Here is a 15,615-nt window from a genome sequence, read left to right as displayed (position 1 = left end):
AACGACTGCGCCACTCTTGAAGCCAGATGCATCTCGGGTTCGGACTCGACGTTGATCTCGCCGACCCCCACCTCAAGCGCGAACCTGAGCTCGCTCTCGCTCTTGCCGACGCCGGAAAAGACAATGCGATCGGGCGAGATACCGGCGGCAAGCGCGCGCTTGATCTCGCCGATAGAGACGGTGTCAGCCCCCGCGCCCAGGTTCCCGAGCGTCCGCAGAACCGCGAGGTTCGAATTGGCCTTCACCGCATAAGCGATCAACGGATCGCCCAGGCCCTCAGCGACCAGTGCTTCCCGCAGCACGGTGTAGTGCCGCTCGAGGGTGGCGGACGAATAGACATAGACCGGGGTGCCCACCTCTTCGGCTATGGCCCGTAGCGGGACGCTCTCGCACGCGAGTTCGCCGTCCAGAACCTCGAAGTGATTCATCAGCGCGCAGGGGTCGGGTCTGCGGAGCGATCCCGGGGGTCCACTGTTTCCAGCGGGCGACTGGGGTCCTGCGGACGAGCGTCATCAACGTCGGCAGGCGTCGCGGAGGCTTTGCCGAACATTGGACCGGGCCGCTCAAGCTGACCGACCTTGCCGCAGGCGGGGAGACCTGTCGCCACGACCAGGGCGCTTGTCAGGGCGAGAATACGGTTCATGCCAGGGTATCCTTCCATCGCTTGATCTGGGCCAGGACCTGTGCAGGCGCGGTACCGCCATAGCTGGTCCGGCTGGCGACGGAAGCCTCCGGCGTCAGCACATCGTAGACCGCCTGCGTGATGCGTGCATCCAGTGTCTGCAGCTCGACCAACGGCAGATCGGGCAGGTTTACGCCAAGGGCCTCGGCCCGCTTCACCGCCGCCCCGGTGATGTGGTGGGCGTCTCGGAAGGGCATATTCAGCGTCCGTACCAGCCAGTCGGCCAGATCCGTAGCGGTGGAATATCCAGCGCCCGCCGCGACGGCCATCCGATCGTGGTCAGGTTCCAGATCAGCGATCATTCCGGCCATAGCCGCCAGACTCAGCTCGAGGGCGTCAAAGGCCTCGAAGGTGGGAACCTTGTCCTCCTGCATGTCCTTGGAATAGGTCAGCGGCAGTCCCTTCATCACCACGGTTAGCTGGGTGAAACTGCCCAGGAGGCGACCGACCTTGGCGCGCACCAATTCGGCGGCGTCCGGGTTCTTCTTCTGCGGCATAATCGACGAGCCGGTCGTGAAGGCGTCCGACAGGCGAATGAATCCGAACTGAGGCGTCATCCAGATCACGATTTCCTCCGCCAGTCGGGAGAGGTGAGTGGCGCAGATAGTGGCGGCGGCCAGAGCCTCCAGAGCGAAGTCCCGGTCAGCGACGCTGTCCAGAGAGTTGGCCGTCGGCCGGCCAAAGCCCAGCGCCGTCGCCGTCATATCCCGGTCAATGGGAAAGGGTGACCCGGCCAGGGCGGCGGCGCCCAGCGGACTTTCGTTCATCCGTACCCTTGCGTCGGCGAAGCGCGAGGCGTCGCGGCCAAACATTTCCACATAGGCCATCAGGTGATGTCCGAAGGTGACTGGCTGCGCGGGTTGCAGGTGCGTGAACCCCGGCATGACAGCATCGGCGTGGAGTTCGGCCTTGGCCAGAAGCGTAATCTGAAGGGACCTGATCTGGCTGCCCGTCCGGTCGCAGGCCTCGCGCACCCACATCCGGAAATCCAGCGCCACCTGATCGTTGCGGGATCGCGCCGTATGAAGGCGTCCCGCCGCCGGGCCGATGAGCTCGCGCAGCCGGGCCTCCACGTTCATGTGGATATCCTCAAACTCCTCCCGGAATGGAAAGGTCCCGGCATTGATTTCCGCAGTGATCGTCGCGAGCCCGCTCTGGATCGCAGCCTCGTCCTCGCTTGAAATCACGCCCGTCTTGCGCAACATCGCCGCGTGCGCGCTCGACCCGGCGAGATCCTGGTCTGCGAGACGCCTGTCGAACCCGATGGAGACGTTGATCGCCTGCATCAGTTCGGCGGGTTTTCCCGAGAAACGGCCCCCCCACATGGCCTGTCCCGCCGGAGCGGGGCGAGCGGGCGGGGCGGAGGACGAGTCAGTCATATGAGCGAAGGTCCGAAGTCGACCGGTATTGAGCCGGTTGGGAAGCCCAGAAGCGGGGTGCTCACCGGAGCCCTCTGGGGCGCCGCCATCGTCGGCGTCGCGGGCGTTCTCTACATCATGGTGCAGTCTTCCACCAAGGCGCCGTCTCGCGAGTCGACGGGTGAATCGGCCTCGACGCTGCAGACGTCATTCACCTCCAAGGTGCAGTTACCCGCTGAACCGCGACCGGCACCCGACTACACCTTCTACGATTCAGCCGGCAAGGCGGCAAGGATCGCCGACTTCAAGGGCAAGGTGGTGGTCATGAACATCTGGGCCACCTGGTGCGCGCCCTGTGTCGCCGAGATGCCGACGTTGGCGAAATTGAAGGCGGCCTACGCCGGCAAGGAGGTAGAGGTTGTCGTGGTCAGCATCGATTCCGAAACCTCCGCCGCCAAGGCACGGCTGTTTATCGCCAGACATGAGCCGCTGGCGTTTTACCATGACCGCGAGATGAAGCTCCCGTTCAAGATCAACGCGGCTGGCGCGCCCACGACTGTGATCTACGGTCGGGACGGCCTTGAGAAGGCTCGCGTGGCCGGTGAAGCGGACTGGTCAGGGGCTGACGCCCGCGCCCTCGTCGACGAGGCTCTCGCGGGAGATTGAGTTCAGCGAAATCATGCTGCGACCGTTTGCATGGAGAGCGGCACGACCGTGGCCGCCGTCGCCTCCTGCTGGGCATGCAGGGTGCGAACCAGATTGAGGATAGAGGCCCGCACATCCGGCGCCAGCTTCTCGTAGCCTGACAACAGATCCAGCGCGCCCGGCGTGCGCATGCGGTTCAGCAGGTTAAGGTCTTCCGCAGTTTCCATGTCGGCACCGTCGAACACATCCATCAGATCGGTCACACGGCAGCGCAGCGCACGGGCGATCTGCACAAGCCGTGAGAATGAAATCCGGTTGGCGCCGTTCTCGTACTTCTGAATTTGCTGGAAGCTTACGCCGCACTGGTCGGCGAGAGCCTCCTGCGACATGCCGATCGTACGCCGGCGAATCCGCACAGCGGCGCCCAACGCAATGTCCATAGGGTCGGGCGTCTTGGCTGACACCTCTGCCATAGTGTTCTCCCAGCTTGCGCGGAGCCGCCTCCGAACCCCGCAAGTTCAAGTTGCGAGTAAGGGCCTTTTCCCGCGTCTGCCAAGCCATTTCACCCGTTAGGCGAGCACCGATCAACTCACGACGTATGCGATTGGACCAACGCGGTTAAGCACTTGGTGACCGAAGCACCCCGGAACTCCCCCCGTGAACTGCGTAGCGATTCCCGAGGCCCATGTCCGTCACCCGTCTGCACCCCCCGTTTGATCACGGCGCCGCGCTTCGCGTGCCCCCCGCGCACGACCGCAAGAACTGGGCGGTGCTTTGGCGTTGGTTGGGCGATGAGGCCAGGTCCGTTGCAGAGGCGTCGGCTGTGCAGGTTCATACGCCGGAGGGTCCAGTGGTGGCGCATAGCGGCGACTGGATCGTGCTGTCCCACTCCGGGCGGTTCCACGTGGCTCATACAATGCGAGCCCACGATTCCTGAGCCGATCTCAGTATTCTTCCTCAGGCACGACATCGACCTCGACGGTTAGGGTCTGGGCGCCGGCCGCCAGGATCACGCCATCGATCGGGGCCACGTCGGCATAGTCACGACCGTTCGCCAGAACGATATGGTCGTCTGCTGCGAGGATATCGTTTGTGGGATCGAAGCCGATCCAGCCGGCTTCAGCCCCGCACCACACTGAAATCCAGGCATGAGTGGCGTCTGCGCCCTCAAGTCTCGGCTGGCCCTCAGGCGGGATGGTGCGCAGGTAGCCGCTGACGTAGGCCGTGGGGAGGCCCAGTCCTCGCAGGCCCGAGATCATGATCTGGGCGAAGTCCTGGCAGACGCCGTGCCGCGCGTCGAAAGCCTGCCAGACCGGTGTGGAGACTTCGGTCGCGCCGGGATCATAGCGAAAGTCCTTGTAGACCCGGGTCATGAGCTCGGAAACCGCTGCAACGATCGGCCGTTCCGGCGTCAGGCTTGCGCGCGCATAGTCGGTTATCCTGGGCACCAGCGGGGTACGGTTGGTGGGATAGAGATAGGCTGCCGGGCCATCGGCAGCGAGGTTTCGATCCTCGAACGCCAGGGCGCGAACCGTTTCCCAGGGCAGCGTTGAGATTGCGTTCGGCGGTGGCGGCGTATGGACCCGGATTCGGGATCTGGCTTCGATCACAAGGGTGTCGTGTGGTCGGTCGACCAGGACCGTCACCATTTCGGCACCGAACGGTCCCGTGCGCTCCTGGCGCAGGGATGGCCGGGGCGTGACCCGGACTGAACTTTCGAGGACGGTCTGGGTCGGCGACGACCGAGGGGTGAGCCGCAGGACGCAGCGGGCAAAGCTTACCGAGTTGCCGTAGTCGTAGGTTGTGCGGTGTCGCAGGCCGTAGATCACGCCAGTCCCACCAGCTTGACGGTCGGAACGGCGGTGGCACCCTGCAGAAAGTAGCGGTCAGCGATGGCGCCTGAGACTCGCATAAGCGCCCTTTCCCAGCGGTGCATCTTGTCGGCATCCAGGCGTTTTGCGTCCTCGGTCTCGACCTCGGTGGCCAGTGGTCGCAGTATCCGGCTGGGCTCTTCCAGGATCCCATCGTCCTGGAGCGTGGGCAGCACGCCCATGTGCTCCTTCAGCGTCGCTAACTGGAAGGAAAGGGAGCGCGTATTGTAGGGGTCCAGCATAACGAGGTCCCGAACCGGCGTCAGGGCCAGCCCAACCAGATAGCGGGCACGATAGGTGATCTGGCTGTCGGCCAGATCCAGCAATAGATCCAGATCGTCCAGCGTTGCCTTGTCGTGAGCCAGCATACGGCTGAATCGACAGATATTGATGCCGCGTTCCACCCGCCGTCCCATATCGAGGAACCGCCAGCCGGCCACCCGGTTCATGTTTTCCTGCGCAAGGCCTGACAGTCCTGCGAGATGCTGCAAGGCGTCCTCGACCTGTTTCAACGCCTCCGCCACCGAGGTCAGTGCTTCTCCGCCGCCCAGATCGGAGTCCAGCTCCAGCAACAGCGCCCAGAAGTCTGCGGACAGGCGTTCACGCATCCCCGAGGCCGTGCGCCGGGCGGACCGGACCAGCGCGATCACAGAGCCCCAGGCTGCGCCGTCGTGCAAGCTGGCGCGGGCGGCTTCCAGCACGCTACCAGACATGGCCTTCTCATCCAGCGCGCCCCATTCCACCAGCAGCTTGCGCAAGGAGTCAAAGGTGTCGCCACTCGCGTGGACCGCTGCTTCAGAGGCCATCAAGCTGGTGCAGAGACTGCGGACCAGCCTAAGCGTGGCCTCCGCGCGCTCGATGTAGCGACCGAGCCAGAACAGATTGTCGGCGGCCCGGCTGGGAAGGTGGCCCAGGATCCGTCGAACCTTGACGTCCTCCCGGCTGGGGATGAGCGTCAGCCGCTCCACCGGCTTGTCATCGATGATCCAGACGTCGGCAGTTCGCGCACCCTCGCCCATAGAAATGGCGCGTACATCGGTCCGGTCGGAAACACGGCACAGGCCGCCCGGCAGGATCTTGATGCCGTCGGGCGTTGCTGCGGCGAAGACCCGTAATACGAAGGGCGCGGGTTCAAGTTTTCCATCACGCAATACCGGCATGGTCGACAGGCGCACCACGTCCTGGCCGACATAGTCGCCGGGACGGTCTGTGAAACGGCTCATGAAGTCGGCCCGATCCTCCGGTGTCATGTCGGCGACGAGGCGTTGGCGGGCGAACTGGCCGGCGGCATTGGGCACGTTGAAGGCTGGAGCCACGATCAGGTCATCCAGCCGTGCGCTGACCATATTCCGATCATGAGGTTGACCACACCACCAGGTCGCCAGATTGGGGAGGCGAAGGTCTTCGCCAAGCAGGCGTTGGCAAAGTTGAGGCAGGAACGCCAGCAGAGCCCGGGACTCCATGACGCCCGATCCCGGCATGTTCATTACCGCGACCCCGCCCTCTCGGATGGCTTCCAGCATTCCGGGCGTACCCAGGCTGGAGGCGGTATTGAGTTCCAGAGGATCGAGGAAGTCGGCGTCGACGCGGCGCAGGATCACATCGGCGCGCTTGAGCCCGGCGATGGTACGCACGTAGACCTTGCCGTCTCGGGCAACCAGATCGTCACCCTCGACCAGGAGAAAGCCTAGATAGCGCGCCAGATGCGCCTGTTCGAAATAGGTCTCGCTGAAGGGTCCCGGCGTGAGCAGGCAGATTCGAGGCTCGCTGCGGTCCGCGGCCTGCGACAAGCCCCGACGAAAGGCGTCGAAGAAAGGCGCCAGCCGGTGCACGTTCATGCTGTTGTAAAGGGCTGGATAGGCGCGTGAGACCACCAGCCGGTTCTGCAGCGCATAGCCAGCGCCGGAGGGCGCCTGGGTACGATCGTCGAGCACCCACCAGCGACCATCAGGACCCCGGCCCAGGTCGGCGGCATAGATCTGCAGGAATTTTCCGTTCGGGGGCTTGGCGCCTCGCATCGCGCGAATGAAGTCCGGGCTGCCAGCCAGGGCGGCGGCCGGCAGGGCGCCTTCCGACACCAACTTGCCTTCGCCGTAAATGTCCTGGAGCACAGCCTCCATCAGCGTCGCGCGCTGGGTGACGCCAGCGACGATCTCTTCCCACTCATCCTGCGGCAGGATCAGCGGCATAGGATCAATCGGCCAGGATTGTTCGTTCTCCTCACCGTAGACACGGTGCGAGGTGCCAGTGTCGCGCAGGTGGCGCGTGGCCAGACCAAACTCGCCCTCGGCGTGGGCAGCGAATTCTCCCAGAAACGCAATCCAGTGATCACGCGGCCGACCGGCGGTATCGAACAGTTCGTCAGGCACCCCCGGCAAAGGGCGATAGCCCTTCAACCAGCCCGACAACCGACGTGCCGCCGCCTGTTCGTGACCGGCAGTCGGCGGCGCTGTTGTAGACGTATCAGTTGCCAAGGCTCATCCCCGTATCCCGGTTCACTGGAGACTCATGCGCTCATAGATCATCATAGGCGCGGCCTTTCGCTCGGGTCAGGTGATGCAAGCCTCAAAATCTGCTGAGCCGCGCTCGCCGCCGCTCGCTCTAAACGTATGAGGGCGATCACGTTTTTCGAGATTGGATTGATTCAATCCAATCTCGACGTAATCTAGGCGAACAGCACCTCGCAGCCTGTTCCGGCCAGTGCGGCATCCACCTGAGCCCTGGCTCCGGCGTCTAGCGCGCCATACTCTTCGCGTAACCACATCAGACACTTGGCCTGATAGGTGAAGGGCTGCTGCACCCAGGCTTGGCCGTCGATCTCGGTCTTGACCTCCTCGGCGCCTGATTGAACTGCCCTGGCGTTGGCGATCAACAAAGGCGCGTAGACGCGGCCGACCTCGCCCAGTAGCGCTTTCAGGGTCTCCGGCAGCTTCGTGGGCTCAAACCAGTCGGCTTCGGTCGGCTCCAAACCGGTGAGATCTTCGACGGCGCCGGTCCAGGCGAAGACACGTCGGGCGCGGACGGCGGTGATGGCCATGGGCGTCGGGTCGAAAAGGGCCAGCTGGGTCAACTGCCCGTAGACGCCGAAGTCGCCGGCGCCGGGCCGTGCCCCTAGCAGGAAAGCATGGTCGCGCAGATGCGCCTCCATGGCGTCCAGGAAGCGCATGTAGCTGGCTTCAATGACGGCCCAGGTGGTTTCGTTGGAACCAACGTAACGCAGACGGGGGATCTGCCGCTCGGCGATCATGGTCCCGGAAGCTTTCAGCACGTCATCCGGCACACGGCCTCGCGTCCAGGACGGCAGGATGGCGGATGCTCGGGCGATATCGTCCGCATAGTGCCAGCGGTAGTGGAACATGGCCTTGGTCAGCCATTCGTCGCCGTAGTCTTCCAGCAGGGCGTCGAGGAAGGCCAGGGCCGGGTTGGACGGGCGCACCGGGCGCTCCGGGAACATCCCCTCCAGGCGGCGGATGATTGGCGTGGAATCGGTCACCGCCTGCAACTGGCCGTCGGCGTCGAGGAAGTAGAAGGTGGGCAGCAAGCCGACCTTGGCTTTGGGCAGGCCTTCCAGTTCGCGAGATCCCAGGATCAGCTTGTAGGGGATGCGGCGATAGCGGAGCAGGGCCACCATCTTTCGGGTATAGGGTGACCCGGGCACGCCGCTCAATGCGACCAGATTATCCGAATTGCTCATGTCGTCATTTCCCCCGCGAGACGTTGTCACGACTTAGATCACTCGTCGCGGATCACGCAACGAAAGCCGAGATGGGTTGTTGCGCTGTCGATAGATTCCGGGTGGCGGGCTGCCGGTCGGTAGCGCTGGCAGTAGTTCTCCGCACACAGATGAGACCCGCCCTTGATGACCTTTCGGGGGATCGGGATCTCGGGCATTTGCGGATCGTAGCTGCCTTCAAGACTTCCGCCCCGCGGGTTGGTGGGCATGCAGCAGGGGCTTCCTGGCGCGGCGGGGCCTTCAGCGTACCAATCGGAGGTCCACTCCCAGACGTTGCCGATCATGTCGTAAAGGCCATAACCGTTGGGCGGATAGGCGCGCACCGGCGAAGTTCGCGCCCACCCGTCGAGCTGCAGATTTTCCGTCGGAAAACGTCCTTGCCAGTAGTTGGCCAGCATCTGGCCGTCCGGCGCCAGTTCATCACCCCAGGAGAACTCTTTGGCTTCGAGTCCGCCACGCGCGGCGAATTCCCACTCCGCTTCCGTTGGCAGGTCCTTGCCAGCCCAACGGGCATAGGCCTCTGCGTCGGCATAGGCGACCTGGACCACCGGGTGGTCGTCCAGCGCCTTGGGTGCATGTCTGCCATAGGGCCTGCGCCAATAGGCCCCAAAGTGAAACGCCCACCAGCCGCCCGGGTTGTCGAGCGGCACGGGATCCCTGGGTGGCGTAAACACCAGCGATCCGGGCCGGACCATGTGCGGCAAGAGGCCTGGATAGTCGTTCGGATTTGGGGGAATCTCGGCCAGGGTCTTGTGGCCGGTGGCGCGGACGAAGTCTTCGTACTGCCGGTTGGTCACGGGTGCCTCGTCGATCCAGAAGGGATCGATCTGCACCTGCCGCTTCGGGCGTTCCTCGGGATAGAAGCGGTCGGAGCCCATGGAGAAGGTTCCGCCGGGCAGGCGGCGCATATCCTCGGTCTTGTCGCGAGTCGCGATCGTCATGGGTTTCAGCGCCCTCCAGCCGCCCTACGCATGCCGCTGCGCCGGGGTTTTGACAACAGTCCATAGCCGTCGACCTCCACTCACGACTACAGTGTCCGTCGCAACAGGAACGACGTACCCATGAGCACCTTGATCACCGGTGGCACCAAAGGAATCGGACTGGCCATTGCTGAGTATGTCGCCCGACGGGATGAGCAACTGGTCCTGGCCTATCATTCCGATACAACGGCGGCGATGGCAGCAATGGCGCGACTGGCTTCCACAGGCGCCCGGGTCAGCACGGTCAAGGTCGATGTTGGCGATGTCGATGACGTCGGGCGGCTGATGGAGGGGCTCCCAGACGATGGCGGGCCGCTGCATATCGTCCACAGTGCCGCGATGATCTACCCGACGTCGCTGTTGGATGCCGAGATCGACCGGTTTGGCGAGGCGATGCAGGTGAACGGCCTGTCATTGTTCTACCTCGTTCGCAAAGCCCTGCCGAAGCTGTCGCGGGGTAGCAGCATTGTCTTGATCTCGAGCGCCGGGGCCAAGACTGCGTCTGCAAACTATGCCGCACTGGGTGTCGGCAAGGCGATGGCCGAGAGCCTGATGCGTTACTTCGTGGCCGAACTGGCGCCGCGGGGCATCCGTATCAACGCGGTCGCACCGGGTCTGGTGGCCACGACTTCAGTGGCCGGGATGGTGGGCGGCGAAGAGGCTGCCGCACGGGTTTTCGAGCGCGCCGCCCGGTCCAATCCGTCGGGCCGGATGAGCCAGGACTCCGACTACGCCAGCGTGGTTCAGTTCCTGCTCAGCCCGGCTGCGCAGTTCGTCCAGGGTCAGGTGATCCATGCCAATGGCGGGGCCTACGTCGCAGGTTAGAGCGGCGGAGCGTCTCCATCTCCACCTAGCGTCGAGTAGAGGCTGCGCGCCTCTTCCGCCGGACCGCGGCGTTCGCCCAGAGCCTCCACAACGACCGCCACTACACGCCCTCCAAGGGCGAACACCAGCCGGTCGCCGACCTTGATTGGTCGCGCCGGCTTGTCGAGGCGGGACTCCAGTCCGCCCCGCATGAGGCGGATTCGGCGCTTCTCCACGAACTCGGCCGCCAGAGTGCGGGTCTTGAAGAACCGGGCGCGCCAGAGCCAGAGGTCAGCGCGGCAGGCGTCGCCCTCGCTCACGCCTTAGCGATCCGGCGGCGACGTCGCGGACGCTGTATGGGCGTTGGTTCCTTGCGTAGCGCGGCCAGGGCGGCGAAGGGGGAATCGGGTGCCACTATCGGGCGCTTCTCCACCGCGAAGTCACGCTCAACCCGACGACGCCAGGCGACCGGCTCGCCGAGCTTGCGCACCGCGGCAAAACCCAGGCCCTTGAGGATTTCGCGCACCTGGTCGTCGGTCCAGCCCAGTTCGGCCTGGGCCGGCTGGGAGAGGATCATGGCACCGCCTTTTCCGACGCCGGCGCGCAGCAATTCATCCAGCCGTTCCAGTTGCGCCACTGGAGCCACCCAGCCGCGCACGAGGCGCAGGCCGAACGCGGCCAGGGCGCGCGGCGATGGCGTCTGCGCCGGTGCGCGCCCGGGCTGGTCCGCCGCCGGACGCCAGCCCGGAACGTCACGTGCCACCAGCGCCTGGGTCAGGACCCGCGCCTCGGGGCGCAGCAGGCCCGGCATGAACACCGAGAACGCGCCCAGCCGAACGCCCAGGCCCCTGAGGGTGCGACGCTCGACCTGGCTGAGGGCGCGGGCCTCGTTGCGCACGGTCGTCCGGTCAAGTACGCCGCCAGCCTCGATCAGCCGGAAAGCCAGACCACGCGCCAGCCCCTTGATCCGGCCGTCCGCCACCGCAGTTTCGAGCTTTTTCAGATCCGCCAGTCGTCGTCCGGCCTCGACGACCAGGAAGGCTTCAAGCCTTTGGCCGGCTCTCTGCCGCGCAGGTTCCGGGCCAAGCTCACCCAGCAACCGAACCTGAGGCCGGAAGGGTTCACCGCCTGTCAGTACGCCCGCAACAGCGCCACGCCAGAGCACCGCGCCGTCCGATGTCAGGGCGAAGGCGGTGTCATCGTCGCCGGCCATTCGGCCGAGGCGTTTCGCGATCTCGGGGCCTACCGCGTGCAGAGCGGCCGCCCTCAGCGCCTTATCCTCAAGGAGCGAAGCCCCCTTGGCGGCCTCGAAACTGACGCCCGCCAGCTTGCCTACGAAGTGACCCTCAACCGTCACAGAGCCGTCGTCGGCGACGCCCGCCAGCATCTCCTCGCGCACCCTCAGGCCGCGCATGAGGGCGCTGGTGCGACGGTCCACGAAGCGAGCCATCAGTTGCTGGTGCAGAGTGTCGGAGAGACGGTCCTCCAACACCCGCAACTGACCCTGCCATTTGGGTACGTCGCCCAGCCAATCCGGCCGGTTGGCGACATAGGCCAGGGTTCGTACATTGGCCAGCCGGGTGGCCAGGGTGTCGATCTCGCCGTCGGCGCGGTCGAGGTGGGCGTACTGGCGAGCGATCCAGTCGTCGCTGATCCTCCGGCGCCCGCTGGTCAGCTGCAGGAAGAAGCCCTTGGCCATGCTGATGTGTTCGTCCGGCGCCAGTTTGCGGAAGTCGGGCGTCTGGCAGACCTCCCAAAGGCGGGCGAGCGCCACCTTGTCGCGCGCCCGGTTCGCCACCTCCTCGTCGGCGGCCAGGGCCTTCAGCGTTTTCTCGTCCAGCGCCTCCGCAGCCAGGCTTAGCCCCTGCCGCTCGGGCGGTCTGGCCAATGACCCCAGCAAGGCGGGCAGGGCGCTGAAGTCCAACCGGGAGTTCCGCCATTCCGCGCTCACTACCGGCGCAAACGTGTGGTTTTCGACGGCTTCCACCAGATCCGGATCCATATCGTCGCATTCGCCGGTGACGCCGAATGTGCCGTTGGTCATGTAGCGGCCGGCGCGCCCGGCGATCTGGCCGATCTCCTGGGCGTGGAGGAAGCGGCTGCGCTTGCCGTCGAACTTGTGCAGGCCGGCGAAGGCCACATGGTCGACGTCCATGTTCAGGCCCATGCCGATGGCGTCGGTGGCCACCAGAAAGTCGACCTCGCCCGACTGGTAGAGGGCCACCTGGGCGTTTCGGGTTCGTGGGCTGAGGCTGCCCATGACCACGGCCGCGCCGCCGCGCTGGCGGCGGATCAACTCGGCGATCGCGTAGACCTGATCGGCGCTGAACGCGACCACGGCGGTCCGACGCGGCAGACGGGTGAGCTTCTTTGGACCAGCGTAGGTCAGTGCGCTGAACCGCTCCCGCGTTACGATCTCGGCGTGGGGCAACAGGCGACGGACCAGCGGTGCCATGGTTCCGGCGCCTAGCAGCATGGTCTCGGCGGTTCCCCGCGCATGCAGCAGGCGCTGGGTGAAGACGTGCCCGCGCTCAGGGTCGGCGCAGAGCTGGATCTCGTCGACCGCCAGGAATTCGACCTCCCTGGACAGCGGCATGGCCTCGACGGTGCAGACGAAGTAGACGGCGCGCGGCGGGACAATCTTTTCCTCACCGGTGATCAGCGCCACCGAGCGCGCGCCCCGGGCGCGGACGATACGGTCGTAGATCTCCCGCGCCAACAGCCTGAGCGGCAGGCCGATCATGCCAGACGCGTGCCCGAGCATGCGTTCGACCGCCAGATGCGTCTTGCCGGTGTTGGTCGGACCCAGCACCGCCACCAGTCGGGACGGCGCCGCACCCGTAGGGCGATGGCTCATGACCTAAAGGTGGGATGAGGAGGAGAGTCGGGCAAGCGGGTGATTGGCCCTGGTTCGCAATGTTCGAGGCCCGACCCGACAGCGCGGCGCGCCTTCGCTTTCCGAGGGTTTTTCAAGGTTAAACGATTGGTATTTTAACTATAAAGCAGAACAATTCCTCCACAAAGCGGCCTCTTATACCTCGCGTTAATGCGTCACTGCTAGAGTGTGAGAACTACGTTGCACGATCGTCGTTTCGGGGGAGCGCCCAGGTTGCTCTCCTTCGACCCGGACCTGTGACGTTGGCACAGTTTGTTGATCCTACGCGGAGGTATTGATGTTTTCAGTGTTGAACAATCGGCTTTCGATCATATCGCGGATCAGCTTGGTGGGCAGCGTGTTCGTTGTTCCAGTCCTGATCGCTATGACCATCATTGTGATCAACAAATTGGCGCTGATTGACTTTGCCAAAGAGGAACAAGCAGGCCGCCTTTACATTGAGCAGGTCTGGCCATCCATCAAGGCGCACGCTCACAGCGACGGTAGCCAGCGCGGGTCACTCCCCCAAATTGACGACGCGGTGCTGGCGGGGGCCAAAACCTTCGCCGCCGACGCCGCTGCTGCCACATTCAAGGCGGCCGATTCCGCACAGGCGCGCCTGGAGGCTGGCGCCTCTCTGGTCGTCGCGGTTGCGGACGGCTCGAACCTCATGCTCGACCCCGATCTCGACAGCTTCTACGCTATGGACGCCATTGTCGTGCGCCTTCCTGCCTTGCTGGTTTCGGCCAGCGGTCTTCAAGCAGCGATCAACGACGGCGCGTCGCCTGCGGACATCGCGATCGCACTGGATCGGCTGAAAACGGCCAGTAAGGGCGCGCAGGCCTCTCTCGTTGCAACCATGGCCAACGACCCAAGCGGCGAGGTTAAGTCCGCGCTGCAAAGCCATGCCGCGGCGTTGGATGGCGCAAGCCAGACGCTGATCCGGCAGGGCGAACTGGCGCTGACCGGAGTACCTGTGGCTATTGGCGGCTCACATGCCGCGCTGGTGTCACAGGTGGAAGCAAGCTGGTCGGCCGGTTCAACGGTTCTCGGCGGCCTCCTTGATGGGCGAATTCGTGAGTTCTACATCTCGCTTGCGATGCAACTCGGCATTGTCGCCGCCATCCTGGCAGTGGCAGCTATTCTGTCGGTCGCCGTCGCCCGCGGCCTACGATCCCAGGAACAGGCGGCCGAGAAGTCGATCTTCCAGCTGAAGGCCATGTCTGCAGCGATGGACGCCTCGCAGGCCCGGATCGAGTTTGACCTCAACGGCACGGTCCTGGATGCCAACGAGAATTTCCTCAGGACCATGGGCTACGCGTCAAGTGAGATCATCGGCGGCAAGCACTCGATGTTTGTCGATGAAACCTATGCCCGCAGTCCCGACTACACCAGCTTCTGGCAGCGCCTCAACAAGGGCGAGGGCTTCGCGGAGGTATTCAAGCGCGTCGCCAAGGGCGGTCGCACGGTCTTTCTCGATGCGCGCTACACGCCGCTATTCGGCGAAGACGGCAAGCCTTACCGGGTCGTGAAGTACGCGACAGATGTGACGGCGGCGGAACTGCACCGAACGTCCTCCGAGGCCGAACGCGCCGAGCGCGCCCAGGAACAGGCCGCAGTGGTCACCTCGCTTGCGGGTGCCCTCAGTAGCCTCTCGGAAGGCAACCTCAATTCACAGATTTCCGAAACCTACCCTGGCGATTACGAGCAACTCCGCGCGGACTTCAACGCGGCGGTCGCTTCGCTTTCCCAGACGCTGCGTCAGGTTCGTACAGGCTCGGAGGCCATGCGGACGGGCGCTGACGAGATCGCCCATGCGTCCGATGACCTGTCACGACGCACCGAGCAACAGGCGGCCAGCCTCGAGCAGACCGCCGCAGCGCTCGACGAGATCACCGCAACCGTAAAGACCACTGCCGCCGGTGCGCGCAAGGCGAGTGACACGGTGGCGCTTGCGAAGTCCGAAGCCGTACGGTCCGGCGAGGTCGTGGCCCAGGCCGTTCAGGCCATGGGCGACATCAAGACCTCATCGCAGGAGATCAGCCAGATTATCGGCGTGATCGACGAAATCGCCTTCCAGACCAATCTGCTGGCGCTGAACGCCGGGGTGGAAGCCGCCCGGGCCGGCGACGCCGGTCGAGGCTTCGCCGTGGTGGCACAGGAAGTGCGCGCCCTGGCCCAACGCTCGGCGCAGGCGGCCAAGGAGATCAAGGCCCTGATCTCAGCCTCCAGCCAGCAGGTCGTACAAGGCGTGGAACTGGTCGGCGAAACCGGCAAGGCGCTTGAGAAGATCGTGGCCCAGGTCGCCGACATTGACGCGCTGATTTCGGAAATTGCGGCCTCGGCCCAGGAGCAGGCGACGGGCCTGGCCGAGGTCAACACAGCCGTGAACCAGATGGACCAGGTGGTCCAGCAGAACGCGGCCATGGTTGAGCAGTCTACGGCAGCCAGCCATGCGCTGAAGTCCGAGACCACCGAACTGAACCGTTTGATCTCGTATTTCCAGACAGACGAGGGCCCGTCTGCGAGCCGCACGGCGCCGCGTGCCGCGACCGCCGGGTCGATACCACGGCCGTCGCCCGTGCATGCTGCGACACGCCGCATCGCCAAAACATTCGGCGCCAACGCCCTGAAGCCGGCGGATGACGGCTGGGAGGAGTTCTAGGC

At 64.7% G+C, this 15,615-nt stretch carries 14 protein-coding genes; 4 read left to right on the top strand and 10 right to left on the bottom strand.

Translation table 11 applies throughout. The features are described from left to right. From ACIQ42_RS02350 to argH, 3 genes are all read right to left on the bottom strand, one after another. Positions 1-428: diaminopimelate decarboxylase family protein (locus ACIQ42_RS02350; RefSeq protein WP_397420617.1), on the bottom strand; the 428-nt coding region annotated here is incomplete at its 3' end. Next, positions 428-643, bottom strand: a complete 216-nt coding sequence (locus tag ACIQ42_RS02345) for a hypothetical protein (RefSeq protein WP_397420616.1) — start codon at positions 641-643, stop codon at positions 428-430. The genes ACIQ42_RS02345 and ACIQ42_RS02350, both read right to left, overlap by 1 nt. Beyond that, entirely contained in the window at positions 640-2,061 is a 1,422-nt protein-coding gene (gene argH / locus ACIQ42_RS02340; protein WP_397420615.1) for an argininosuccinate lyase, read from the bottom strand. The genes ACIQ42_RS02345 and argH overlap by 4 nt, the downstream gene beginning before the upstream one ends. Here argH and ACIQ42_RS02335 point away from each other — a divergent pair, their 5' ends adjacent. Next, positions 2,062-2,706, top strand: coding sequence for a TlpA family protein disulfide reductase (locus ACIQ42_RS02335; protein WP_397420614.1), 645 nt, complete (start codon positions 2,062-2,064; stop codon positions 2,704-2,706). An 11-nt stretch (positions 2,707-2,717) separates the two neighbouring features. Here the strand turns inward: ACIQ42_RS02335 and ACIQ42_RS02330 are convergent, their stop codons facing one another. Next, positions 2,718-3,158, bottom strand: a complete 441-nt coding sequence (locus ACIQ42_RS02330; protein ID WP_397420613.1) for a helix-turn-helix domain-containing protein — start codon at positions 3,156-3,158, stop codon at positions 2,718-2,720. Between the two features lie 212 nt (positions 3,159-3,370). On the opposite strand from ACIQ42_RS02330, the gene ACIQ42_RS02325 reads away from it, so the two are divergent. After that, on the top strand, positions 3,371-3,622 hold the full coding sequence (locus ACIQ42_RS02325) for a hypothetical protein (protein WP_397420612.1): 252 nt from the start codon (positions 3,371-3,373) through the stop codon (positions 3,620-3,622). A gap of 7 nt (positions 3,623-3,629) precedes the next feature. Here ACIQ42_RS02325 and ACIQ42_RS02320 read toward each other — a convergent pair whose 3' ends face one another. From ACIQ42_RS02320 to ACIQ42_RS02305, 4 genes are all read right to left on the bottom strand, one after another. Next, a complete protein-coding gene (locus ACIQ42_RS02320) occupies positions 3,630-4,514 on the bottom strand; it encodes a transglutaminase N-terminal domain-containing protein (protein ID WP_397420611.1) in 885 nt (294 codons plus the stop codon). Further along, a complete protein-coding gene (locus ACIQ42_RS02315; RefSeq protein ID WP_397420610.1) occupies positions 4,511-6,964 on the bottom strand; it encodes a circularly permuted type 2 ATP-grasp protein in 2,454 nt (817 codons plus the stop codon). Before ACIQ42_RS02315 ends, ACIQ42_RS02320 begins: the two co-directional genes overlap by 4 nt. A gap of 257 nt (positions 6,965-7,221) precedes the next feature. Then, entirely contained in the window at positions 7,222-8,250 is a 1,029-nt protein-coding gene (locus ACIQ42_RS02310) for a glutathione S-transferase N-terminal domain-containing protein (RefSeq protein ID WP_397420609.1), read from the bottom strand. A gap of 38 nt (positions 8,251-8,288) precedes the next feature. Then, positions 8,289-9,230 (bottom strand): formylglycine-generating enzyme family protein, encoded by a 942-nt coding sequence (locus tag ACIQ42_RS02305; RefSeq protein ID WP_397420608.1) that lies wholly within the window; start codon positions 9,228-9,230, stop codon positions 8,289-8,291. Positions 9,231-9,350: 120 nt separating this feature from the next. On the opposite strand from ACIQ42_RS02305, the gene ACIQ42_RS02300 reads away from it, so the two are divergent. Beyond that, a complete protein-coding gene (locus ACIQ42_RS02300) occupies positions 9,351-10,094 on the top strand; it encodes an SDR family NAD(P)-dependent oxidoreductase (RefSeq protein ID WP_397420607.1) in 744 nt (247 codons plus the stop codon). Here ACIQ42_RS02300 and ACIQ42_RS02295 read toward each other — a convergent pair. Further along, positions 10,091-10,393, bottom strand: coding sequence for an RNA-binding S4 domain-containing protein (locus ACIQ42_RS02295; RefSeq protein ID WP_397420606.1), 303 nt, complete (start codon positions 10,391-10,393; stop codon positions 10,091-10,093). The two genes, ACIQ42_RS02300 and ACIQ42_RS02295, sit on opposite strands and share 4 nt — an antisense overlap. Then, positions 10,390-12,930: a helicase-related protein gene (locus ACIQ42_RS02290; protein WP_397420605.1), complete on the bottom strand. Its 2,541-nt coding sequence runs from the start codon at positions 12,928-12,930 to the stop codon at positions 10,390-10,392. The genes ACIQ42_RS02295 and ACIQ42_RS02290 overlap by 4 nt, the downstream gene beginning before the upstream one ends. Before the next feature lie 316 nt (positions 12,931-13,246). On the opposite strand from ACIQ42_RS02290, the gene ACIQ42_RS02285 reads away from it, so the two are divergent. After that, positions 13,247-15,613, top strand: coding sequence for a methyl-accepting chemotaxis protein (locus ACIQ42_RS02285; protein ID WP_397420604.1), 2,367 nt, complete (start codon positions 13,247-13,249; stop codon positions 15,611-15,613). Positions 15,614-15,615: the final 2 nt, after the last annotated feature.

It is taken from the genome of Phenylobacterium sp. (genome assembly GCF_044372605.1).
GTDB lineage: Bacteria > Pseudomonadota > Alphaproteobacteria > Caulobacterales > Caulobacteraceae > Phenylobacterium.
Note: the sequence above shows the minus strand (reverse complement) of the source record. Positions and strands in the feature narration are given on the sequence as shown.